The sequence below is a fragment of the Salegentibacter salinarum genome, from assembly GCF_900168115.1.
Lineage (GTDB): Bacteria > Bacteroidota > Bacteroidia > Flavobacteriales > Flavobacteriaceae > Salegentibacter > Salegentibacter salinarum.
In genome coordinates, this window is record NZ_FUZC01000001.1 from 320,718 (window position 1) to 343,902 (window position 23,185).

19 protein-coding genes and 1 riboswitch are annotated in these 23,185 nt (G+C 39.1%); of the genes, 4 read left to right on the plus strand and 15 right to left on the minus strand.

Features of this window, described 5'->3' with window-relative positions:
* Window positions 1-14 precede the first annotated feature (14 nt).
* The 4 genes from B5X53_RS01425 to B5X53_RS01440 form a co-directional block, all read right to left on the minus strand.
* Window positions 15-341, minus strand: coding sequence for a hypothetical protein (locus B5X53_RS01425; RefSeq protein ID WP_079711451.1), 327 nt, complete (start codon window positions 339-341; stop codon window positions 15-17).
* Window positions 342-480: 139 nt separating this feature from the next.
* Entirely contained in the window at window positions 481-744 is a 264-nt protein-coding gene (locus B5X53_RS01430) for a hypothetical protein (RefSeq protein ID WP_079711452.1), read from the minus strand.
* 10 nt (window positions 745-754) lie between these two features.
* Window positions 755-1,660 (minus strand): NAD(P)/FAD-dependent oxidoreductase, encoded by a 906-nt coding sequence (locus B5X53_RS01435; RefSeq protein WP_079711453.1) that lies wholly within the window; start codon window positions 1,658-1,660, stop codon window positions 755-757.
* An 81-nt stretch (window positions 1,661-1,741) separates the two neighbouring features.
* On the minus strand, window positions 1,742-2,299 hold the full coding sequence (locus B5X53_RS01440; RefSeq protein ID WP_079711454.1) for a TetR/AcrR family transcriptional regulator: 558 nt from the start codon (window positions 2,297-2,299) through the stop codon (window positions 1,742-1,744).
* 479 nt (window positions 2,300-2,778) lie between these two features.
* On the opposite strand from B5X53_RS01440, the gene B5X53_RS01445 reads away from it, so the two are divergent.
* The 4 genes from B5X53_RS01445 to B5X53_RS01460 all read left to right on the plus strand — a co-directional run bounded on the left by B5X53_RS01445 (window position 2,779) and on the right by B5X53_RS01460 (window position 10,587).
* A complete protein-coding gene (locus B5X53_RS01445; RefSeq protein ID WP_079711455.1) occupies window positions 2,779-5,808 on the plus strand; it encodes a SusC/RagA family TonB-linked outer membrane protein in 3,030 nt (1,009 codons plus the stop codon).
* A gap of 17 nt (window positions 5,809-5,825) precedes the next feature.
* Window positions 5,826-7,622: a RagB/SusD family nutrient uptake outer membrane protein gene (locus B5X53_RS01450; protein ID WP_079711456.1), complete on the plus strand. Its 1,797-nt coding sequence runs from the start codon at window positions 5,826-5,828 to the stop codon at window positions 7,620-7,622.
* 75 nt (window positions 7,623-7,697) lie between these two features.
* Window positions 7,698-8,828 (plus strand): alkaline phosphatase, encoded by a 1,131-nt coding sequence (locus B5X53_RS01455; protein WP_079711457.1) that lies wholly within the window; start codon window positions 7,698-7,700, stop codon window positions 8,826-8,828.
* Window positions 8,818-10,587, plus strand: coding sequence for an alkaline phosphatase (locus tag B5X53_RS01460; protein ID WP_079711458.1), 1,770 nt, complete (start codon window positions 8,818-8,820; stop codon window positions 10,585-10,587). The genes B5X53_RS01455 and B5X53_RS01460 overlap by 11 nt, the downstream gene beginning before the upstream one ends.
* Before the next feature lies 1 nt (window position 10,588).
* On the opposite strand, the gene B5X53_RS01465 is transcribed toward B5X53_RS01460, so the two are convergent.
* The 11 genes from B5X53_RS01465 to thiS form a co-directional block, all read right to left on the minus strand.
* Window positions 10,589-12,433 carry a metallophosphoesterase gene (locus B5X53_RS01465; RefSeq protein WP_079711459.1) on the minus strand — a complete coding sequence of 615 codons (1,845 nt, stop codon included), beginning with the start codon at window positions 12,431-12,433 and terminating at the stop codon, window positions 10,589-10,591.
* Window positions 12,434-12,830: 397 nt separating this feature from the next.
* Window positions 12,831-13,085 (minus strand): cysteine-rich CWC family protein, encoded by a 255-nt coding sequence (locus B5X53_RS01470; RefSeq protein ID WP_079711460.1) that lies wholly within the window; start codon window positions 13,083-13,085, stop codon window positions 12,831-12,833.
* Between the two features lie 28 nt (window positions 13,086-13,113).
* Entirely contained in the window at window positions 13,114-15,417 is a 2,304-nt protein-coding gene (gene metE, locus B5X53_RS01475; RefSeq protein ID WP_079711461.1) for a 5-methyltetrahydropteroyltriglutamate--homocysteine S-methyltransferase, read from the minus strand.
* 179 nt (window positions 15,418-15,596) lie between these two features.
* Window positions 15,597-15,782, minus strand: a riboswitch (cobalamin riboswitch).
* Between the two features lie 340 nt (window positions 15,783-16,122).
* Entirely contained in the window at window positions 16,123-17,181 is a 1,059-nt protein-coding gene (gene moeB / locus B5X53_RS01480) for a HesA/MoeB/ThiF family protein (protein ID WP_079711462.1), read from the minus strand.
* A gap of 2 nt (window positions 17,182-17,183) precedes the next feature.
* Window positions 17,184-18,293 (minus strand): 2-iminoacetate synthase ThiH, encoded by a 1,110-nt coding sequence (thiH, locus tag B5X53_RS01485; protein ID WP_079711463.1) that lies wholly within the window; start codon window positions 18,291-18,293, stop codon window positions 17,184-17,186.
* Complete coding sequence (locus B5X53_RS01490) at window positions 18,286-19,065, minus strand: thiazole synthase (protein ID WP_079711464.1); 780 nt, start codon at window positions 19,063-19,065, stop codon at window positions 18,286-18,288. The genes thiH and B5X53_RS01490 overlap by 8 nt, the downstream gene beginning before the upstream one ends.
* Window positions 19,062-19,697 (minus strand): thiamine phosphate synthase, encoded by a 636-nt coding sequence (gene thiE, locus B5X53_RS01495; RefSeq protein WP_079711465.1) that lies wholly within the window; start codon window positions 19,695-19,697, stop codon window positions 19,062-19,064. Before thiE ends, B5X53_RS01490 begins: the two co-directional genes overlap by 4 nt.
* Window positions 19,694-20,455, minus strand: coding sequence for a bifunctional hydroxymethylpyrimidine kinase/phosphomethylpyrimidine kinase (locus B5X53_RS01500; RefSeq protein ID WP_079711716.1), 762 nt, complete (start codon window positions 20,453-20,455; stop codon window positions 19,694-19,696). Before B5X53_RS01500 ends, thiE begins: the two co-directional genes overlap by 4 nt.
* A complete protein-coding gene (locus tag B5X53_RS01505; protein WP_079711466.1) occupies window positions 20,442-21,038 on the minus strand; it encodes a thiamine phosphate synthase in 597 nt (198 codons plus the stop codon). Before B5X53_RS01505 ends, B5X53_RS01500 begins: the two co-directional genes overlap by 14 nt.
* Before the next feature lie 11 nt (window positions 21,039-21,049).
* On the minus strand, window positions 21,050-22,906 hold the full coding sequence (gene thiC, locus B5X53_RS01510; RefSeq protein WP_079711467.1) for a phosphomethylpyrimidine synthase ThiC: 1,857 nt from the start codon (window positions 22,904-22,906) through the stop codon (window positions 21,050-21,052).
* Window positions 22,907-22,963: 57 nt separating this feature from the next.
* A complete protein-coding gene (gene thiS / locus B5X53_RS01515; RefSeq protein ID WP_079711717.1) occupies window positions 22,964-23,167 on the minus strand; it encodes a sulfur carrier protein ThiS in 204 nt (67 codons plus the stop codon).
* Window positions 23,168-23,185: the final 18 nt, after the last annotated feature.

The window sequence follows — 23,185 nt, forward strand, 5'->3', positions numbered from 1 at the left end:
AAAACATTATTATTTTAACCAATCATAGCCGGGGGTGCCCGAAGTTGAAACAGTCGAAAAGGATAAGGATTTACTTTATCTTCAAGAGAAACTATGTAAATCTCTTCCTTGAGTGGAGCGTATAAAGTGTAAGAATAGAATTCAGGAACATCTGAAGTAGTAAGATGAAACGAACAGACATCACAACCCAGTTCAGCATCCAGATGAGAAATATGAACAGATGAAATATCATCCTCCGCTAAAGAGGTCTCGTGGGAAAGTGAATGTAAGGCAGGTAATAGGCTAGCAATAAGTATAGCAATACCTAAAAAAGCGCTGATATTTATTTTGATTCTTTCCACTTCGGCAAATTTAGAAATCCTTCTTTTATAAACTACTATTATTTGGATATTTTATAAAGTAAACCCTGTAGCAAATTTTTAGGATTTTTTATTCAGCAATAATGAAGCTTTTTTTATTCTTTGCTTAGGTACCCGCCGCTTATTTTTTAGATTGTGATCTAATACAAATTTTGTCTTCCAGAATATGGCATTGAAACCCGTGATTATTTACAAGCGAAATTAGTTTTTCAGAATCAATTATGGAACCTTCAACCCGTATAATACTATGATCGCAAGGATAATTTATAATTGGCACTTCGAGGTCAAAATCAGTTTCTAATTCCGGGAAAATCGCCTTGATATTCTTCATTATTTGATCACCTACAGTTTGAGTAGGAATATCTGTGGTGAATACTTCTATCATAGTTATATTTTTAAAACTGTTCCTGGGTAAGATTGTGATTAACCATTGCACCGGTAAGGTTTCCACTGGCAACTGCACTGGCCACCGACCGCATCATAGCTGAATTGTCTCCACAAGAATAAACTCCCTCAATTGTAGTTTGCTGTAATTCGTTTATTTTAATATAACCGTGCTCAGTTAATTCACAGCCTAGTGAAACGGGGATACTGCTATGTTGTTCGAAGGGGAAACCTGCATAAATTGCATCAAAGGAAATTTCTTTTCCATCAGTAAAAATTAAACTTTTAATAGCTCCATCCTTATGCTCTAATTCAGAAATTTTATTCTCAATAATATCTACATTATTGGCTTTTAATTTAGCGATTTGTTCCTGCGTGAAATCGGGGTTTCCATTGGTAAGAATACTTACTTTATCAGTTAAATTCTTTACCAAAGAAGCTAAGTGAAAGGCCCGGTCTCCATTGGTCAGAATGCCTGTTCTTTTATTTCGAAATTCGTAGCCGTGGCAGTATGGACAGTGTATCATAGAAATGCCCCAACATTCTTTAAATCCTTTTATTTCTGGAATCATGTCTTTTATCCCTGTAGCAAAAATGAGCTTCTTTCCTATAAAATCACCATTTGATTTAGTAGTAATGTGGAAATTATTCTTTTTCTTCTTAGCACCCACTGCGAGATCCTTTAAGGATTCTACGGTCTTGTATTCTAGTACCTGTTTTCTGGCTATAGCTGATATCTCACCAGGTGCTACGCCGTCCTGGGTGATAAAATTATGGGATTTTGGGGTTTGTTGGTTGCAAGGTTTTTCACTGTCAATTATTAAAACTTTTCGCATAGATCGCCCCAGGGCCATTGCTGCGGACAGGCCGGCATAACTGCCTCCAATAATGATTACATCATAATTACTAGTTTTCATACACTATTTATTTAAAAGTTAGTTTAATACATTCTTCTCCGTTATATGTCTCAAAAATGAGACATATAGTAGTAAATTTTTTTAAGGTGCAATAGCTTTTATATAGGAAGTCCAGGCTAAAGTTTTGATCTCCTGAAAATCCTTTGTGGGATGATGCCTGGCATTCACTGTGCTTTCAATAATTCCAGAATGCAATACCTGGATCCACTGCGCAGACATGTCAGAATTAACTTTTCCGTTTTTCTGAAGCTGTAGAATGATTTGATGGAAGTGCTGATAGATATAATCATAATCAGCGCAATTCTTATTCTCGGTGTTATGCTTATGATCCTTACTTTGATGCAACTTATAGAAAAAAGAATATTTGGCCCCGCAATCAATTCCTGCGTAAAGCATATTTTCTAACTGGGTAAGTGGATCATTACTACTTTGAATGGCCGCTATCATGGCTTTCCTGCAACTGGTTTCAATGGCTTTTTCACAAACTGCCACAAGTTCATTCCGGTCACTAAAATACCTATGCAAGGTCCTTCTGGTTACCGATGCCTTATCTGCTACCCTTTGTAAAGGGGCAGAAAGGTCTTCATTAAAGACCTGAATGGCGGATTCTATAATTCTTTTTTTAGTTGCTGTTATCATAATATCGAACAAATATACAAGAATGTCTCAAATTAGTGACATTTAGATGCGATTAATTTTTTATGACTCTATTAAGTGTAAGAGATTGGGTTCAAAAGAGGTTTACCACACTAAATACTCAGTTAATGTTAAGCTAAAGTCATCAGAAGAATATTTTATGTTAATAAAAATGAAGATGAAAAGGTTTTCGTATTAGTTGTAGAATTAAAATTTCGTTATTAAAAAATTGTTTGGGTGTTACCAAAAATAATATTCTATCAAAACTTTTTAACTGAAGGATAATCTCGTACTAAACTTTAATAGAGACATTTTATATTAATTCGCAGTGGTAACTTAAGTGTTAAAATACACTTAATAAAATAGTAATTTCTAACCACTTAAAATAATACGCATGGAATAAAATTAAGCATAAAAATACCGCAGTTGCTACCAACAACTGCGGTCAAAAATTAAGCAATGTCAAATCAATCACTTAAAAAATGTATTTTAAATTTAAACAAAAAAAACCGAACAGGCTAATTATCGGTCTTTCTGTTTTACTGATCACACAGGCAGGAAATTCAGCTCCTATTTTTGACGAATCTTTTCTAATTAAAAAGAACAACGAGGAGAGTATCCAGCAAACAATTAATGGAACAGTCCTGGATGAAAATGGAATTCCTTTACCCGGAGCTACTGTGCAGGTAAAAGAAACCAACCGTGGGGTAACCACTAACTTTGACGGAGAATTTTCTATTGAAGCCCAGGAAGGAGATACTCTTCAGATTTCCTTCGTAGGATTTGAAACCCATGAAATTCTAATCTCTGATAAGTCTTATTTTGAAATCCAGTTGGAAACGGATAGTGCTTCTTTGGATGAAGTTGTGATTGTTGGATATGGAACACAAAAAAAGTCTGATCTAACAGGAGCTGTAAGTTCCGTGGACAGTGAGGAATTTAATAAAGGTATAGTTTCAAATCCCGGAGACCTTTTGCAAGGGAAAGTTTCGGGTTTAAATGTAACCAATAGCAGTGGTGAACCCGGTGCTGGTCAGGATATTGTGATTAGAGGTGTAAGTACCTTACGTTCCGGAACTTCTCCACTCTATGTGATAGATGGTTTTGTTTTAGATAATTCCTCTATAGGTGTTCCCACAAACCCTTTAAACTTCATCAATACCCAGGATATTGAATCGATTAACGTACTTAAAGATGCTTCGGCAGCTGCCATCTATGGTTCCAGGGCTGCTAACGGTGTAGTTGTAATCACTACCAAACAGGGGAAAAAGGGTAGGGCGCAAATGAATCTAACCGCTTCGACAGGTATTTCCAATATAGCCAATAAAATAGATGTTTTCTCGGCTGAAGAATTTAGAAACGTTGTCCAGGAGATAGGAGGGAGCCTAAGCGATAACGGCGGAAATACTGACTGGCAGGAAGAACTCACCAGGACCGCAGTCTCAAATAACATAAACTTTTCTATGAGTGGCGGTTCCGAACAAACCTCTTACTTCGCTTCCCTGGGTGCCCAGGACCAGGAAGGAATTCTTAACAATAGCGAACTTCAACGGTATTCGGCACGAGTAAACGTTTCTCAAACAGGTTTAAAAGATAGATTAAAGGTTGATTTAAATCTTACGGCTTCCCGAGTTGAGAATGAGCGGCCTAATGCCAACAGTATTATTCCCGGCATGCTCCAGCTAAATCCCACCACACCTGCATATACAAATGGTGAACCTACAGTTTTCGGGACAGGCATCAACCCTTTAATTATTGAAAACATCTTCGGAGACTATAGTAACAATAACAGGATGATTGCCAATATTTCTCCTTCCCTCGAGATTCTCGAAGGTTTAACATACAAACTTAACTTTGGGGTAGATTACTCTAAAACAGACAGGGACATCCAGTTTATTCCATATTCTCAGGATCCTGATTTTGCCCTTGGATCACTTGAAACAAGTTTTACTACTAATAGAAATACTTTAATAGAAAACACTCTTAATTACGAAGTTGAAAGGGGAGACCATTCTCTGAATTTACTGGCCGGGCACTCTTTTCAGCAATTTTTTATTGAAGCAAAGGGGTTTTATTTTTCAGACTTCCCCGATAATGGTGTTGAACCCAGGTACCAGCTTGGAGAAGCCCGGGGAGAAGATGCTACCCACTGGTCGAATGCAACAAAAAATGAATTGCAATCAGTCTTTGGCCGGGTCAATTATACATTTAAAGACAGGTATTTAATCACAGGTACCTTACGTTCGGACGGCTCCACAAAATTTGGAGAAAACAATAAGTATGCTACTTTCCCTTCCCTGGCATTAGGATGGAATATACACAGGGAAAGTTTTATGGAAAATTCCATTTTCTCTAATTTAAAATTAAGAGCAAGTTGGGGAAAATCAGGAAACCAGGAAATTCCATCCAAGCAAACGCAACCTAGTTATGGTGAAAGTTTTGAGGACAATGATATTTACCCATTAGATGAGAATATTCTTACCAGGGAGAATTATCCTTATGGGTTGGTTTTCGCCCGAACTGCTAATCCTGACCTACAATGGGAAGAAACAACACAGAGCAATATCGGGATAGATTTTGGAATATTAAATTCCAGGTTCACCGGTACCTTCGATTACTTTATCAAGGAAACCAACGATGTATTATTATATTTTTCGACCCAGGACCCTATAGACGAAGTAGGTTTCAGATGGCAAAATATCCCGGGGATGAAAATTAAGAACAACGGACTTGAAGTTGCTTTAGATTACCAAAGTGACCAAAGTCGTAATTTTTCTTATAACCTAGGAGGAAACTTCTCCTATATAACCAATGAAATTACCGATTCCCCTTTTACTATTGTTACAACTGGTTCTGCCAGCGGGGCAGGGCAAACCGGGGCTACTATTAATGGTTACATGAATAACAGGCCAATCGGGAATTTTTTCCTTCGGGAATTTAATGGTATTGGAGAAGATGGATTTAACAGCTTTACCGATGTAAATGGGGATGGACAGATTGATAATAGTGACCGAATATCTGCCGGTAGTGCTATTCCTGATATTATTTACGCTTTTTACACCAATTTCAGGTATAAAAACTTTGACCTTGGTCTAAATTTCAACGGGGTAAGTGGAAATAAAATATATAACCACACGAGGATGAGTTTGTTCAATAAAACACAAATTTCAAACTCTCTTAATACCACTGAACAGGCTATTGAATTTCCCAATGAAGACCCAAGTAATTCCAATACTGTATCAACCCGTTATTTGGAAGATGGTAGTTTTCTTCGCTTAAACAACGCTACCCTGGCTTATAACCTTGATCCTAATTTAATAGGCCTGAATAATATGTTCACCAATATAGGTTTTTCCCTTACCGGCCAGAATTTGTTTGTAATCACAGATTACAGTGGTTTTGACCCGGAATTAAATACCGGAAACTCCGGCGATTCTAAGTCTTATGGAATCGATTATTACACCTATCCTACGCCAAGAACATTCACTTTTGGTTTAAACATAGCATTCTAATTTCAAAAAAATTTAAAATGAAAAATAAAATTCTAACTGTAATTTTTGGCCTGGGTGCCTTAGTATTTACCAGTTGCACTGATTTGGAAGAAGAAATCCTTGATGAATCTTTGACTGGAACCGATGGACTAGCCGAACCTGTCTCCGGGACTTTGGCAGCGGCTTATGGAATATTACCACAAACTTTCCGCCATACCAGGTATTTCGGTTTACAGGAGATAGCTTCGGATGAAGCCATTTTACCACCCAGAACCGGATTAGGTGGTACGCAGTGGGCAGATAACGATGTGTACACTACCGCTCACAGGCATACTATGTCTGCCAATAATAGTTTAGTTACCGGAACCTGGAGTTATTTAACAACCGCACTTTTTAGAACCGTTGCAGCTATTGAAGTACTTACGCCTCTAGCTGACAAGGGAAATATGGAAGCACAGCAGGCACTCGCTGAGATGAAAGCCTTAAGAGCCTATGAAAACATGCTGTTCCTGGATAGTTGGGGACTTGCTTTTAAAAAGGAAAGTACTTCCGGCACTTCTGAAATACTTAGAGGAGAAGATGCGGTTAACTATATCGAGGACGAATTCCTATCAATAGTAGATGTAATCAATACTGATAAGGGCCCTGGAAGAATGACCCAATCGGCTGTATATGGTTTCCTGGCAAAATTATATTTAAATGCAGGTGTATATAGAGCTCCGTACGGGACTCCCAATTTCACGAATTCAGATATGGACAATGTAATCACCTATACCAGTCTTGTTATAAATGAAGGTGGTTTCTCATTATCCCCGGAATATTTTGATCTTTTTAACGACGAAAATCACAATAATTCGGAAATTATCTTCTCTCTTGACCAAAGAGGAGTTCTTAATAACGATCATAACCGCTGGGCCTACTGGTCGATGTCCGGATCACTATTCCCAAGACCGGGAGAGGACTATTTAAGTATGGATGGAACAGATGGTCCTGCAGCTACCCCCGATTTCTACCAGACATGGGTTGATGCATATGGCGATGTGGATCCTGCAGACGCAGACGCGAGGTTTTACCAAAAAAATGCTATGGTACCTGAAGAACTGGAAGATATAGAAGGTCTTACTCCATACAAAAATGACACCTTAGGTTTACGAAGTGATAAAGATCATTACTTTCTAGCTGATGCTGACTTTGAAATTGACCGGGGCATCATAAGGGGTACAATGTGGGCACCGCGAAAGGAAAATTTTAGATCTGGTGATTTTATGACTGGTTCCGGCGGGCAATACAGAATTTATCCACTGGCTGAAGCAAGGGAAAACGGCTCTGACATTGAAGATATTTGGTACTATGTGGATCATACTTTAGATATAAGTATTCAAAACCAGAATAGCTATGCTGGCGGATATAGATTTGCAAAATGGCAATTCAGTAAAACTTCTCCAAATGGAAATAACTACAGTAACGTAGACTTGATTCTTTTAAGACTTGCAGATATATACCTGATGCGGGCAGAAGCTAACCTTAGAAAAGGGGATAATGCGAGCGCACTAGCCGATGTTAATACCGTTAGAACCTCCAGGAACGCTCGCCCTGAGCAAACTCCAGCTGAATTATCCTCCATCAATCTGGAAACTTTATACCGCGAACGTGGCTTTGAATTCTACTGGGAAATGTCCCGTAGGACAGACCAAATTCGTTTTGGAACCTATGAAGATTCCTGGACTTCCAAAACAGATAGTGATGTAAACCATAGGTTGTTCCCAATTCCTCAGGAGGCTATAGATGGGGCATCTAATGTAGATGGCTATTTGGAACAAAATTCTGGATATTAAACTTAATGTGTGTGTTAGTTTTTTACTGAGTGGTAGAAGGCCCAGGCTTTCTGCCACTCTTTTTATTAGAAAGAAATGAAAAAAATAAAGATAAATTTTAGTTTATTAGTTCTTGCTACAACATTATGGAGTTGTGGGAATATTTCTGAAGAAAAAGATTCAGAGAATAAAGAAAAAGGAAATCATCAAGCCTTAAATATAATTCTAATGGTAGGTGATGGTATGGGGATTCCACAGGTTTCCAGTGCATTCTATTTTGGGGAGAACACCCCGAATTTTAAACAGTTCAAAACCATTGGTCTTAGTAACACTACCAGTCTTAGTCATTTAATTACAGATTCGGCGTCAGGGGGTACTGCAATTGCTACTGGAGAAAAGACCTATAAAAGGGCTATAGGTGTTTCAAAAGACAGCCTTCCTCTCCCCAGCATTCTGGAGAATTTACAGGAAAGAAATTATAAAACGGGGCTGGTAAGTTTAACCTCGATAACTCACGCCACCCCTGCTTCTTTTTATGCCCATGTTAAAGACAGGGATATGCATGTGGAAATTGCAGAGCAGTTGGTTGAAGCAAATATTGATTTTTTCACCGGCGGAGGAAGAAAATATTTTGGCACATCGAAAGATGGTGTTAGTCTTTTTGACAAACTCATCGATAAAAATTACCACCTTGATACTTTAGAGTTAGGAAGTGTGGATCTATCTCGGAAAAACGCATTTATCCTCGCCGAAGATGGATTGCCTTCAAAAACACAAGGACGAAAAGATTACCTGCAAACCGCAACACAAAAAGGCCTTGATTATTTTAGCAAGCATGAACAACCCTTCTTTTTTATGATTGAAGGTTCCTATATTGATTGGGGTGGACATGCCAAAGATGATGAAATGATGATCCAGGAGGTCCTTGATTTTGATAAGACATTAGGTGTTGTATTAGATTTTATAGCCTCCCATCCCAATACTTTATTGGTAGTTACAGCTGATCATGAAACGGGGGGAGTTAGTATTGGAAAATCCTATGATGAGCAGCAGCAGGAAGTTCCTAAAAAAGTTCAGGTATATTTTAACGACGACCAACATAGCGCAGAATTGGTGCCTGTTTTTGCTAAAGGTAGTCAAGAACAACTTTTTTCGGGTATTTACGAAAATAATGAAATCTATCACAAGCTAATCCAAGCCATAAACAACCATTCCTATGAAAAATAAAATTATAATGTGGGCGTCCCTGTTTTTCTATTTATGCAATTTTTTCCTGCCAGTTGAGGCCCAAGAGTCTTATCAGTTTCATTCTCATAACGATTATAAACAGGAATTCCCTTTCTGGAAAGCCTATACTAATAAGGCAGCTTCTATTGAAGTTGATGTTTTTTTGAAAGACAATCGCCTATATGTGGCACATACTGAAGATGAAATCCAGGATGAAAACCGCCTTGAGAACTTGTATTTAGATCCCCTGAAGAGCCTGGCTAAATCAACGCAACTGAGAGAAATTCAGCTTTTAATTGATATAAAAACCGAAGCAGAAAATACGCTAACTAAACTAATGGAAGTCCTGGAGGGGTATCCGCAATTGACCCAAGCTAAACAGCTTTCCATCGTTATTTCCGGGAACAGGCCTAAAGTCGTAAATTATAGCGACTATCCGGATTTTGTAAAATTTGACCATCAGGATTTAAACAACCTTGAACAGATTAATTTAGCTAAAATTGCTTTGATCAGCACCAATTTCAGAACCTATTCCCAATGGAACGGACTGGGGCGACTGACTGCCGAAGATCTCGAAAAGGTAAAAAATGTGATTGCCAAAGTCAAAAAAGTTGATAAGCCTTTTCGGTTTTGGGGAGCACCTGATACCAAAACAGCCTGGAGCAGGTTTGCAAAAATGGGGGTAGATTTAATTAATACTGATAATCCTGCTGGAGCTTCTGCTTATTTACAAAGTTTAGATAAGCATACTTTTAGGTTAAAGGATGCAGTTCCTGTCTATAAACCAGAATTTAAAATACCTACAGCAGCCAGGCCAGAAAATATTATTCTAATGATCGGTGATGGCAACGGATTGAATCAAATTTCTTCAGGAATGATCGCTAACCAGGGGGAACTTACGCTGACACAATTAAAGGATATTGGCCTGGTAAAGACTTCCTCTTATGATGACCTAGTAACTGATTCTGCCGCCGGTGGAACAGCCATAGCTACTGGAAATAAAACTAACAACCGCGCTATTGGTACCGGACCGATGGGGGAATCTTTAAAGGGGCTCCCGGAAATTCTTGCCCCTCGGGGTTTTATTAACGGGATAATTACCAATGATAAAATTACAGGAGCTACTCCTTCCTCCTTTTATGCCCATGTTAAAGAACGCGACAATAGTGCACAAATTCTGGAAGACTTAAAACAAAGTCACATTAATTTCTTTATCGCTAACGGGAAAGATACTTTCAATACTGTAGCGGATGTCTTTAATAAAAAAGAGCTTTCTGATTTTGTTGCTGTAAAAGGAAGGACGGCTATCTTTCTTTCTAACGATGAAAGACTTTACAAAGGAAACCAATTTGCATTCCATGTCAAAAAGGCACTTCAAAACCTGGAAAGCCAGGATAAACCCTACTTTTTAATGATTGAGGGAGCTAAGATAGATAGCAATGGACATACCAATAATTTTGCGGGCATTGTTCAGGAGGTAATTGACTTTGACCTTGCAGTGGCAGAAGCATTAAAAGTTGCAGATAATAACAAAAAGACCTTAGTAGTGGTCACTGCAGATCATGAGACTTCGGGTTTAGGCATTATGCAAGGTGATCTTGAAACAAGGAAATTGGAAGCCGGTTTTTTAACCAATGACCATACTGCTACTATGGTCCCTATCTTTTCCTATGGTCCAAAATCAGGTATCTTTAGGGGAGTTTACGAAAACACTGCCATTTTTAGCAAGATTTTAGAAGCTTTGGAAATACCAGAATAAGTTATTTAACTTCCTTAATCTCTCCGGTCTTTAAATCAATAGATAAATTATTGGCTGGCAAACCATTTATAAACTTATTAAAAATGCTCAAAAACTCGTATAGCTTTTGAGCATTTCCATTTTTACTACTAGCTAAATTAGGATTGTTTAAAGCATAAGAAATTATGGTGCTATACTGGTCTATACGTTCTGTGTTAATATCATTGAAGGCCAACTTATCGGCATTTCGGATTTTATAAAAATCCAAAATCATGGTGTCCCCTTTCCAATGCTCATAATCTTGAAGATTGATGGTGGTAGAAAGTTTCTTTGCTTGCTTAGCTATCGCCTTTTTATTATTCAGGAATTCGCTAGAAGTTTTTTTGCCCGTATAGGTTGAGAGTAACAGGATTTCTTTTCCACTTAATCCGGATAAGAATTCACGGAATTCAGCTGGCCAGTCATTTGGTAAAAACCGAAGTTTTACAAGGTTTTTCAGGTGATGAACAGTAAAATCGTGGTAGTTCCTACTGTCCAGAATATCATCATTCCAAACTTCTTTTCCTGATTCCTTCAAATACTTGTGTTCAAGACGGTAAAGCGGAAACAATTCCTTAAAACCACTAACCTCCTTAATATTTACAGTTTCAATTTCTGCAAAGGTTTTATTCAGGCGTAAAATTTTATACCCGGGAATATAGGCGGCCAGTGATGGCGTTTGAATATTTATTAAAAATTCACCTTCTTTAAAATCCCTTTTACCCGTATCGTTGATATGCATATGTCCCGAAAAGTGGATTTTTATACCTGCTTCTGCCAAAGTTTTTGCAATCCCTTCTTCAGGCACACGGTTTAATTGCCATTTATTTTCCCCTAAAAACTCCCTAAGATCGACCGAGGCATCATCGTTAAAATCTACAGCGGGATAATGACTGAAAGCCACCAGGATTTTACCTGATTTTTTGGCCCTGTCTGCCACATCTTTTATCCATTTAAACAAATGTTTTTTATGGTTTATGGCATTATTATAACCCTCTCTGGCACCACTTAAATTTACATTTTTAGTCGGGACATAGGTATTTCCATCAATGGCCAATAGCCATAAATCCTTAACAGGTTCAACCAGGTACGAAGCATCTGGTATCTGAAGGGAATCGGTTTGTTGGTACATCCGGTTGGTTATTAGGGATGCCTTTTGTGCATTCTCAAAAGAATAGGTTTTTGCGGTATAGTCTGAAAAAGGGGTTTCCCAATAAATGTAATTACGCTGGGGAAAAAATCCATGTTCTCCTAATGTTTTTAGAATTTCTTTATACCCTGCCATACTAAGTTTGGGTTCTATAATTACCTCATTTTCACCTGGCTTTGCATTATAAAGTCCCGGTTCACTATATATGGGTTGGTTTCTTCCATCGCTTCCCAGGAAGTCATGTTTACCCCCAGGTACAGAGGTAGGTCTTACCGGGTCGTGGTTCCCCGTGGTTATAAAAAAATTGATTTCGTGGGTTTCGTTGTATTCCTTTAAAATTTTATCAAGCCCATTAAGGTTTACTGGCTGTCCATCATCGGTATAATCTCCTGGAAAGGCGACTAACTTAATCCCACGACTCGCAATGTTATCAAGTACCGCCTTAAGAACAAAATAGTTTTCATTAAATAACCGGGTAGAATGTAATTGAGCATGCATTGTTCTAATCTTTGCTTTTCTATCTCTACCAGGAACACGCAAGCCTTCGAAATTCTCATATACACCATAAATATCCTGAAAATGAATATCTGCAACGAAGGCAATTTCCTGGGATAATCTTTCCTGGGAGTTCACTTCATATATAGGAGAAAGGAAAAGAAGAAGAATAAATAATCTCATAACTTGTATTCAATTTTAAACAGAAAAGGGAAGCTCCATAATGACTCTTCCCTTTCAATGGCTAATAAAAACTTTTATACAAAGCTATCATAGAATAATAGTTTTCATTTTAATTAACTGTGAACTTAACGAAGCTAAATTGTCAATTTTTATTCTTCCTTTTATTCAGCGAAATCCTTCAAATATTACTAATCTGGCTCACCATATATCAAATGATAACTTTTAGCGTTAGATTTAAAAATTATATATGCTAATTATTATTACCTTATATAGTTCACAAAATGTGATGGCTTTAAGGAATTGACTGCATTGCAGTACCTCAAAAAAATGATTAGTAATTTAAAAAAACGGTTTTAAAAATGAGGGTTTCTCATTTCCAAAGCCGTTTCTTAAAATATCATTTCTGATTTTTTGGTGATCTATAAAATACGCCCAAGATATTTTTCAGTTTATCCTGGTAATTGCGGTTGTGAAACTCTGTTTTGAGTTCTTTCATACAGCTTGCGCAAAGGCAATTTTCATATAAATCACGAATGTACTCAAGTTCCTCATTGTCTAACTTTATATCAGCGCATTGACAGAGCTGTATGGAACCAACTTTACATTCAAATGCTGTTTTACACCTTGGGCAGTATTTTTCTTCGTGCTTCATAATGTTTATCTAAAATGATGCCCATTATTTAATTTGTTACCACTGTAACTCGGGCCATTTTTGCAGCATTCACCATCGCTTTCAAAGCTTTTTCGGTTTCTTCCCACTTCCTGGTTTTTAAGCCGCAATCTGGATTTACCCAAAGTTGTTCTGCAGGAATCACTTTTTGAGCTTTGTCAAGCAAAGAAAGAATCTCTTCGGTTGAGGGCACCCTGGGGGAATGGATATCATACACTCCCGGACCGATTTCATTAGGATAATTATAGGTGGAGAAGGCATTTAGCAACTCCATTTGTGAACGGGAGCATTCAATAGTGATCACATCGGCATCCATATAGGCTATATTTTCAATAATATCATTGAATTCAGAATAACACATATGGGTATGGATTTGTGTGGAATCTCCTACCGCGCTAGATGCAATTTTAAAACAATCTATGGCCCATTTTAAATAGTCCTGCCATTCTGCTTTACGTAAGGGAAGTCCTTCTCTAATTGCCGGTTCGTCTATTTGAATTATTCGTATTCCGGCTTTTTCCAAATCCCTTACTTCATCTCTAATTGCTAAAGCAATTTGTTTACAAGTTTGGGATCGGGGCTGATCGTCCCTTACAAATGACCACTGCAAAATAGTTACAGGACCGGTCAACATTCCCTTAACCCATTTTTTGGTTAAAGATTGTGCATACTGCGACCAATAAACTGTCATTGATTCTGGACGAGAAACATCACCATATATAATAGGAGGCTTCACACATCGACTCCCGTAACTTTGCACCCAGCCCCTTTTTGAAAAGAGAACTCCTTCCAGCTGTTCTCCAAAATATTCCACCATATCATTTCGTTCGTATTCGCCGTGAACGAGTACATCCAGTCCTATTTCTTCCTGCCTGCGAATGGCCTTTTCTGTTTCTCCTTTAATCAAAGTATCATATTGCTGCGCATTTAATTCCCCTTTCTTAAATTTTGCCCGCCAACTTCTAACTTCTTTGGTTTGGGGAAAGGAGCCAATGGTAGTTGTAGGAAACTGGGGAAGGCCTAAAGCTTCCTGCTGCTGAGTTTTTCTTAGGCTAAAAGGATTTTTCCTTAGCGTATCATCTTCTGAAATTTCTTCCAGCCGCGATTTAACCGAGAGGTTATGAATCAGGGAAGAAGTTCTCCTACTTTTATGAGCGTTCTGATTATCTTTAAATTCTCCGATTCGCTTCTCGGCATTCCCATCGGCCAAATCCTGAAGTACTTTTAACTCCTGCAGCTTTTGTTTGGCAAAAGCCATCCAATTTTTGATTTCAGGAATTAATCCCGTTTCCAGCTCCAGATCGTAGGGCACATGTAACAAAGAACACGAAGGAGCAAGAAAGATCCGGTTTGAATCCAACTTCTCCTTTGTTTTCTGAATCAGTTCCAGAGATTTTGCAAAATCATTTTTCCAGATATTACGCCCATCTACAATTCCCAGGGACAAACTTAAATCTTTTGGTAATTCCCTAATTATAGCATCTAACTCAGAGGGACCGCGAACCAGGTCAATGTGCAAAACATCTACGGGAAGGTTCAAGCAAAAAGACCGATTGTCCTTTAAACCTTCAAAATACGTAGCGAGGATAAATTTCAGATCAGGGAATTGCTTTCTAATCTCCTCGTATACAAAAGTGAAAGCTGCCCTGCTCTTTTCATCTAGATCTAAAGCTAAAAAAGGTTCATCGAATTGAATATATTCTGCTCCTTCTTTTTGTAGAGCAGCTAAAAGATCAATGTAAACCGGTATTAGCCTATCCACCAAATCTAATTTATCAAAGCCTTCCTCTTTTTCTTTACCTAACAGAAGATAAGAAACCAAACCTATAATAACAGGTTTTGGTTTAATTCCGGCTTTCTTTGCTTCTATAAATTCATCAAGAATTTTGTCGTCACTAAGTTGGAATTGCTGATTTTTAGTAAACTCAGGAACGATATAGTGGTAATTAGTGTCAAACCATTTGGTCATTTCCATCGCAGTAATATCAAAACCATCTTTTTGAAAACCTCTGGCCATTGCAAAATATAAATCCAACTGTGCTATAGAAGATTTTTCTGCTATTACCTTATAACGTTCAGGAATAGCTCCCACGCTAAGGGTCATATCCAATACCTGGTCGTAATATGAAAAATCATTGCAGGGAATCAAATCGATTCCAGCCTCCTGTTGAAGTTTCCAGTTTTCCCTGCGACTTTCTCTTCCTGCCTGGAGAAGATCCTGTAGTTCGTTTTTGCCTGACCAATATTGCTCGCAGGCTTTTTTGAGTTCTCTGTTGCTACCAATTCGCGGATAGCCAAGAATGTGCGTTTGCATTTCTAACTTTTAATAATTAAACAATTGTTTTTTAAAAGCCTTTAAAATGCTTCGTAATGCTAAGCGAAATGAAAAATGAAGGAAATAGGAGCATGCACCGAAAGGATATACCTTTTCTATAAAACGAAAAGTATTTTTGGTAGCACATCTCTAAGACCTGGGCTTCAAACCGCGGAAGCATTGTCCAATCAAAATAGGCAGGTCTCCTGACTTGTAACGGTTTCTGTCATCCTTCCCGCATTTCGCAGTGGATATTATAAGGACAGTACCTTTAAATTGTTACTTACAGTTGCGCGACAGTTCGTGATTTTCACACGATTCCCTATTAATCTACCTTAAGTAAAACCTATTCTGTTTGATGAAGTATGTAAAGAACTTATGAGTGATAAACTTAGGGATTATTTATTAAATTTCTAGCTATTCATTAAGTTTAAATGAAATTGCAAGTGTTTTAAATTTAGAAAAAGTTGCTCTTCATAGCTTTTTGACTAGTGTCCAAATCAATTTATAATGAACCTTTTTTGCTAAAAGGAAGCCTTTGTGAAATGAAAGGAAAATTGGTGAATGGCCAGGTTAAATTCATTTTTCCGTAAAATATTTCCCGAATTTACTGGGCTACCAGCAATTTCTAGTGAATAACTTTTCGTTCATTTTTTGAAATATTAATTTTCTCTGCTTTTAACCAATAAAAATTATCTGCCGGTATCAATTTTTTACATTTTTAAGTCCACCTTCCAGATTGTAAATCTTCTTATCACTAAATTTATTTTTGAGTTCAGAGATAGCCCTGGAACTCCTTAGACCGGAGGCGCAATAAACCACCAAATTATCTTCTGAAGCTAATTCTTCACTCCTGTTTCTTAATTCTGAAAGGGGAATATGTAGCCCACCGAGGTTAAATGAGTTTCGTTCTTCAGGATTTCTAACATCAAGTAAGGTAAAAGATGAACTGGACTCTAAATACTCTTGATAAGAGATTGAATCGCCAGGTATAGTTTCACAGGAAAAAGTAATTTCCTTTAATCTTGTTATCCTCAAACCAGAATTTTTTGAGAATGGCAAGATTCGGATTTGCATTTCAAGCGAATCGAAAATGAGCAATTTTCCCGACAATACGTTTCCTATTCCCAGGACCATCTTCAGCACTTCGTTTGCCTGCAGATTCCCCACTATACCTGGGAGGATCCCCAAAACTCCAACTTCACTGCAGGAAGGCATTTCTTCTACAGACCCTGGTTCAGGAAATAGGCAGCGATAGGTGGGTCCATTCCGGTAATTGAAAACCGACACCTGCCCCTCAAACTTAAAAATTGAGCCAAATACCAGGGGCTTTCCTGCTAAAACTGCGGCATCATTTGCTAGGTATTTGGTGGTAAAATTATCACTCCCTTCCACTATGATGTCATATAGGAAAAATAAATCAACCGCATTTTTTGCCGTAAGTCGCTCATTATAAGCCTCTATTTCTATCGAAGAATTCATCTCCTGAAGCCTGTTTTTTGCAGTTATTACCTTCGGCTCCCCAATATTTTTTTCTGAAAAAAGGATCTGCCGATGTAAATTGGAACTGTCAACCACATCATCATCTATTACCCCTATTTTTCCAACTCCGGCTGCGGTAAGGTATTGTAATACAGGACATCCAAGTCCGCCCGCGCCTATAACCAGTACCCTCGCCTTCTTGAGTTTTAGTTGCCCTACTTCCCCAATTTCCTTCAGTAGGATATGCCTTAGATAGCGCTGTTTTTCTTTTTTTGTTAACATCTTTACCAGCTTTTTTCCCAATCTTTCCAAACAGGCTCAATTCCGCTTTTCGAAAGCATTTTTGCAATAATTTCTGTACTCCTTTCGTCGGAAATTTCAAACTGCTCCAGAGATTGCGGCTCAACCACATAACCCCCGGGATTTGTTTTGGATTCGGCGCTCATCGAAGTGATTCCCAGGTGAACCACATTATTTCTAAAGATTTCACTTTCCCGGGTAGAAATAGACAATTCTACTTCTTCATCCAGCAACCTGTAGGCACAAATAACCTGAAGCAAATCGGGATCTGTCATTTCTATTTTAGGTTCGAGTCCGCCGCTGAAAGGCCGCAAACGTGGAAATGAAATGGAATATCTGGTTTTCCAATAGGTCTTTTGCAAATATTTTAGATGCAAAGCAGTGAAAAAGCTATCTGCCCTCCAGTCTTCGAGTCCGAAAAGCGCTCCTATCCCAATTTTATGGATTCCTGCTCTTCCCAAACGATCTGCGGTTTCCAGACGGTAATCAAAATTCGATTTTTTACCCTTGGGGTGATGGATCTTATATGTTTCCCGGTGATAAGTTTCCTGATAAACCAGCGTAGCGTAAAGTCCGTTTTCTATCAACTTCTCATATTCATCCTGATCTAAAGGCTGGATTTCAATAGAAATATTAGAAAAATATGGCCTAAGCAGCTTAACCGCATTACACATATAATCAACCCCCACAGTTTTGTTCGCTTCTCCAGTCACTAATAGAATATGGTCGTAGCCTTTTGATTTTAAAAATTCGGCTTCCTTGATTATTTCGGCATCGCTTAAAGTTTTTCTCGGAATTTTATTCGTCATACTAAAGCCGCAATAGGTACAAATATTCTGGCATTCATTGCTCAGGTACATGGGAGCGTACATTTGGATTGTATTTCCGAAGCGTTTTTTTGAAATCGTCTTGCTCTGCTGGGCCATTTGTTCCAGAAAAGGTTTTGCGGAAGGAGAAATATGGGCTTTAAAATCCTCAAGATTCCTTTTCCTGCTCTGCAGGGCCGAACGTACATCGGCTTCTGTTTTGGAGAAAATGCTTTGCAGCACCTCGTTCCAGGAATATTTGCTTAAAGTATCTTTGAAACTACTCATAAAGAAACTGTGTTAAAGGGCTACTTGCTTGGGCTTGTTGTCTTTGTTGAGCGAGTTTCGCGGTGTAGGCGAGCCTTCCTGCTTCCACAGCGAGTTTAAAGGCTTTTGCTATTTCTACCGGATTTGGGGAAACGGCAATTGCAGTATTCACCAGCACGGCATCGGCGCCTATCTCCATCGCCTGAGCGGCGTGAGACGGGCTTCCAATTCCCGCATCTACAATCACCGGCACGTTGCTTTGTTCAATTATAATCTCAAGGAAATCCTGTGTTTTCAAACCTTTATTACTACCTATAGGAGCTCCCAAAGGCATTACACACTGCGCCCCCACTTCTTCCAGGCGTTTGCACAAAACCGGATCGGCGTGGATGTAGGGCATTACCACAAATCCCAGTTTCACCAATTCTTCACAGGCTTTTAAAGTCTCTATAGGGTCCGGTAATAAATATTTAGGATCGGGATGTATTTCCACTTTCACCCAATTTGTTTCAAGGGCTTCCCTGGCCATTAGAGCAGCAAATACAGCTTCTTTGGCATCCCGCACACCCGAGGTATTAGGGAGAAGGCTTAGACGTGTGTTCTTTAAAGCTGCGATCATCTGGTCATCGTCATTGCCAGGTTCCACCCTTTTCAAAGCGACGGTAACAAGTTCACTTTCTGAACCTAAAACTGCTTGCTGCATTACTTCTGAAGAGCTGAATTTTCCTGTACCCGTAAATAAGCGGGAAGAAAAAGTTTTGTCTGCTATTTTTAATTGATCTGTGTTGCTCATAATTGTTTTTCTGAAAATTGTTGTTGGATTTTCCGCAAGATTAATTCAGGTTTTGGATGCGTAGTAAGCCATCCGGAAATGGCCACACCATGAACTCCGCATTCTGCTAAAACCGGAAGATCTTCCGGTACGATTCCACCAATAGCAATCACCGGCATTGATCTTCCTCTCGCATTTAGGTTGCTTAGCAGCTTCCGGTAACCTGCTGCTCCCAATATTGGACTGAGTTTCTTCTTGGTGGTAGTAAAGTGGAAGGGCCCAAGGCCAATATAATCTACCTCTTTTTCGCAAAGTTTTTCACAGTCCTCTAGCGTATTTGCCGTTCCGCCAATGATTTTGTCTGGTCCCAGTAGCTTTCTGGCCTGCAAAGGGCAGCTGTCCTCTTTACCTAGATGAACGCCATTCGCATTTATTTTTTGTGTTATTTCCGTAAAGTCATTTATGATTAATTTTACCTTAAATTCATCACAAATGACTTTAGCTGCTTTTGCTGTTTCGAGCACCACTTCATAAGCTTCATTTTTAAGACGCAATTGAACCCAGTCTGCCCCGGCGATACATATCCGGCGGATGTTTTTAAGATGTTCTTCGGGAGTTTCTCCCTGTGATATATAATGTAAGTTGGAGATCATAAGTTATGGTATGCTAATAATGTTTTATTTGATGCTAATATTTTTTCGATATAATCTTTTGTTTTCTGGGCAGCTGTGGGAAGTGAATCACCCAAAGCCAATTGTGCTGCAAGTGCGGATGATAAAACGCATCCACTACCGTGCTTTTCCGAACAATCTGTTCGGCCCGGCTTAAAACTCAGATATTCCCCATCCTTGGTAAAAAGTTCATCAAGGCCAACAGCTTCCTGTCTATGCCCTCCTTTAAAATATAAATTGGTTTGGCTGCTTATTTTCCGAATCGTTTCTTCCATATTTAATTCAGGATAAAACAGTTGCAACTCATTAAAATTCGGAGTGAAAAGAAAAACTCTTACCAGAACCGATTCCATATTATTCTGAAATTCAATTAGTTCCTGAAATGAGAATCCGCTACTGGATTTTATAACCGGATCCCAGATGATCCTCATACTTTTGTTTTTCAACAGCAGTTTATCGATCACTTTGTTCAAAACCTGAAGGTTCTCTACAATTCCAATTTTTACCACCCCTACCGGAAATCTTTCCAGTAAAAGTTCCAGTTGCTGAAGAATAATAGCGTCAGAAGTCCAGTGACAGGTATCGAATTTTTTATCATTCTGAATCGTATTTGCAGTATTTACCGCCAGTCCGTAACAGCCCAGCATTTCAAAAGTTTTGGTATCTGCTAACAATCCAGCTCCTCCTGAAGGGTCGAATCCTGCGATACTTAAAACAAATGGTCTTTTAGTGGTAGACATTTCTGTATTCATTATAAATTCCAATAAAAGCCTCCTCCTTATTTTTAGCGAGCCAAACGGCTCCCAGTACTGCTACTCCGGCATATCTCAATTCTTTTGTTCTTCTAATTTTATCTGCTTCAATTCCACCTAAGGCGAGAGCTTTACAGGAAATATTCTCCACATTAAAAGTCTGACCTTCATATCCTTTTTTGGAAACAGAAGTAAACACCGGACTCAAAAAAACATAATCAAATGAGGAAGCATTATTTTTCAACTGTTCTAAGTCGTGAAATGAGGAACTGACCGTAAAGCCCTTTGATTTGTACCCCTCAACATATCCAGCTAAATCTTTTTGATTGCTGCGAAAGCTTTCCTTCAAATGAATTCCTTTTACCGGAAAAATTTCTGCCAGGTGATGATGGTGATGAAGTACCATTTTTTGAAGGTATTTTTCTTCAAATTTTGATAACCAACACTTCATTTCTTCTTCGACCATTCCCGGTTTTCGAACGTGCAAAAGGGGCAGCCCATTCTCAAAAAAATGAAGGAGCTGTTCCTTTTCCACACTGTTGCTTTTTTCCGAAGTAATAAGGATGAGCATCTCATTTTAATTTACAAGTAGACTTCGCTTCCTTTTGCTTTAAATTCTTCCGATTTTTTCTTCATTCCTTCCTCGATGGCTTCCTGCGTATCCATTCCGTTTTCTTCAGCGAATTTTCGAACGTCCTGCGTAATTTTCATAGAGCAGAAATTTGGTCCGCACATAGAACAGAAATGAGCTACTTTGGCATTTTCAGAAGGCAAAGTCTCGTCGTGATAAGATCTTGCGGTATCAGGATCAAGCGCCAGATTAAACTGATCTTCCCATCTGAATTCGAATCGGGCTTTACTCAGGGCATCGTCCCTGTGCTGTGCTCCGGGATGCCCTTTTGCCAAATCTGCAGCGTGGGCAGCGATCTTATAGGTGATTACTCCTTCTTTAACGTCGTCCCTGTTCGGAAGTCCCAAATGCTCTTTTGGCGTCACATAACATAGCATCGCGCATCCAAACCAACCGATCATTGCGGCACCAATTCCACTGGTGATGTGGTCGTAACCGGGCGCGATATCTGTGGTCAATGGGCCTAAAGTGTAGAAAGGGGCTTCCCCACATACCTCCAGTTGCTTATCCATATTTTCCTTGATCATGTGCATTGGGATATGACCGGGACCTTCGATGATACACTGTACATCGTGTTTCCAGGCGATTTTTGTAAGCTCACCCAAGGTTTCAAGCTCGGCAAACTGTGCATAATCATTGGCATCGGCAATACTCCCGGGACGAAGGCCGTCTCCAAGGGAGAAAGAGACATCATAGGCTTTCATGATCTTACAGATTTCTTCAAAATGAGTGTACAGAAAACTTTCTTTGTGATGTGCCAGGCACCATTTTGCCATAATTGAACCACCGCGGGAAACCAATCCTGTTACCCTCTTTGCAGTGTGTGGAACATACGCTAAACGGACTCCGGCATGAATAGTTAAATAATCCACTCCCTGCTCGGCCTGCTCGATTAGCGTATCTCTGAAAATATCCCAGGTAAGATCTTCGGCTTTTCCGTTTACTTTTTCCAATGCCTGGTAAATAGGTACAGTCCCAATTGGTACCGGTGAGTTTCTAAGAATCCATTCTCGGGTTTCGTGGATGTTTTTTCCGGTGGAAAGATCCATAATCGTATCTGCTCCCCAACGGCAGGCCCAGACTGCTTTTTCGACTTCTTCTTCAATCGATGAAGAAACAGCAGAATTCCCGATGTTGGCGTTGATCTTTACTAAGAAGTTTCGACCAATAATCATCGGCTCATTTTCGGGGTGGTTAATATTGGAAGGAATAATGGCTCTTCCGCGAGCGACCTCATCGCGCACAAATTCCGGAGTAATTACTTTTGGAATACTGGCCCCAAAACTATTTCCGGGATGTTGTTCAGAGATCAAGTTAATCTCCTCCAGTTTTTGATTTTCACGAATGGCAATATATTCCATTTCAGGAGTAATTATCCCTTTTCGGGCATAATGCATTTGGGTCACATTCTGGCCGGGTTTTGCTTTGAGAGGTTTACGGTTTCTTTTGAAACGAAATTCGTCTAGCTTTTCGTTGTTTTCCCTCTCACGCCCATAGCCGGAAGAAAGACCTCGTAGTTGCTCTACATCCTCCCGGCCGGCAATCCAGCTGTTGCGAACGGGATGCAACCCCTTCCGCACATCTATTTCTATCGATGGATCTGTATACGCACCGCTGGTATCGTACACCAACACCCCCTCGTTTTTTTCTACTTTTCCGTTGAATTTATCTACCGTGTCACTGAGCGAGATCTTCCGCATGGGAACTTTTATATTGGGATGGATTTTTCCGTTTACATAGATCTTTTCAGAATTGGGGAAAGGTGCACGGCTAATGGTTTGCAGCTTTGGAGACTGGTCCTTTTTCATAATTACTTCTATTTAATATTGGTATTTCTGGCGTTCGGAAATTCTTCCGAAGCACATTTATCCTCCCTGAGTGGCCCTGATAATGAGTATGTTTTCACCATCGCCTAATTCACGCCGGTTCCAGTCGCTTTTGGAAATAATCTGATTGTTGACAGCTACAGCAATTCCTGTTTCCGAAATATCAAGCTGCGTCAAAAGGTCCTGAAGATTGGATAGTGAATTAAAAGTGTGGGCAGTGTTGTTTACGTTTACAGTTATCATTTGTTGATATTTAATAGC

Excerpts from the sequence above, each read along its gene's own strand:
- B5X53_RS01430 (WP_079711452.1), bottom strand. The coding sequence starts at position 744 with ATGATAGAAGTATTCACCACAGATATTCCTACTCAAACTGTAGGTGAT.
- B5X53_RS01435 (WP_079711453.1), bottom strand. The coding sequence starts at position 1,660 with ATGAAAACTAGTAATTATGATGTAATCATTATTGGAGGCAGTTATGCC.
- B5X53_RS01440 (WP_079711454.1), bottom strand. The coding sequence starts at position 2,299 with ATGATAACAGCAACTAAAAAAAGAATTATAGAATCCGCCATTCAGGTC.
- B5X53_RS01445 (WP_079711455.1), top strand. The coding sequence starts at position 2,779 with ATGTATTTTAAATTTAAACAAAAAAAACCGAACAGGCTAATTATCGGT.
- B5X53_RS01450 (WP_079711456.1), top strand. The coding sequence starts at position 5,826 with ATGAAAAATAAAATTCTAACTGTAATTTTTGGCCTGGGTGCCTTAGTA.
- B5X53_RS01455 (WP_079711457.1), top strand. The coding sequence starts at position 7,698 with ATGAAAAAAATAAAGATAAATTTTAGTTTATTAGTTCTTGCTACAACA.
- B5X53_RS01460 (WP_079711458.1), top strand. The coding sequence starts at position 8,818 with ATGAAAAATAAAATTATAATGTGGGCGTCCCTGTTTTTCTATTTATGC.
- B5X53_RS01465 (WP_079711459.1), bottom strand. The coding sequence starts at position 12,433 with ATGAGATTATTTATTCTTCTTCTTTTCCTTTCTCCTATATATGAAGTG.
- B5X53_RS01470 (WP_079711460.1), bottom strand. The coding sequence starts at position 13,085 with ATGAAGCACGAAGAAAAATACTGCCCAAGGTGTAAAACAGCATTTGAA.
- metE (WP_079711461.1), bottom strand. The coding sequence starts at position 15,417 with ATGCAAACGCACATTCTTGGCTATCCGCGAATTGGTAGCAACAGAGAA.
- moeB (WP_079711462.1), bottom strand. The coding sequence starts at position 17,181 with ATGTTAACAAAAAAAGAAAAACAGCGCTATCTAAGGCATATCCTACTG.
- thiH (WP_079711463.1), bottom strand. The coding sequence starts at position 18,293 with ATGAGTAGTTTCAAAGATACTTTAAGCAAATATTCCTGGAACGAGGTG.
- B5X53_RS01490 (WP_079711464.1), bottom strand. The coding sequence starts at position 19,065 with ATGAGCAACACAGATCAATTAAAAATAGCAGACAAAACTTTTTCTTCC.
- thiE (WP_079711465.1), bottom strand. The coding sequence starts at position 19,697 with ATGATCTCCAACTTACATTATATATCACAGGGAGAAACTCCCGAAGAA.
- B5X53_RS01500 (WP_079711716.1), bottom strand. The coding sequence starts at position 20,455 with ATGTCTACCACTAAAAGACCATTTGTTTTAAGTATCGCAGGATTCGAC.
- B5X53_RS01505 (WP_079711466.1), bottom strand. The coding sequence starts at position 21,038 with ATGCTCATCCTTATTACTTCGGAAAAAAGCAACAGTGTGGAAAAGGAA.
- thiC (WP_079711467.1), bottom strand. The coding sequence starts at position 22,906 with ATGAAAAAGGACCAGTCTCCAAAGCTGCAAACCATTAGCCGTGCACCT.
- thiS (WP_079711717.1), bottom strand. The coding sequence starts at position 23,167 with ATGATAACTGTAAACGTAAACAACACTGCCCACACTTTTAATTCACTA.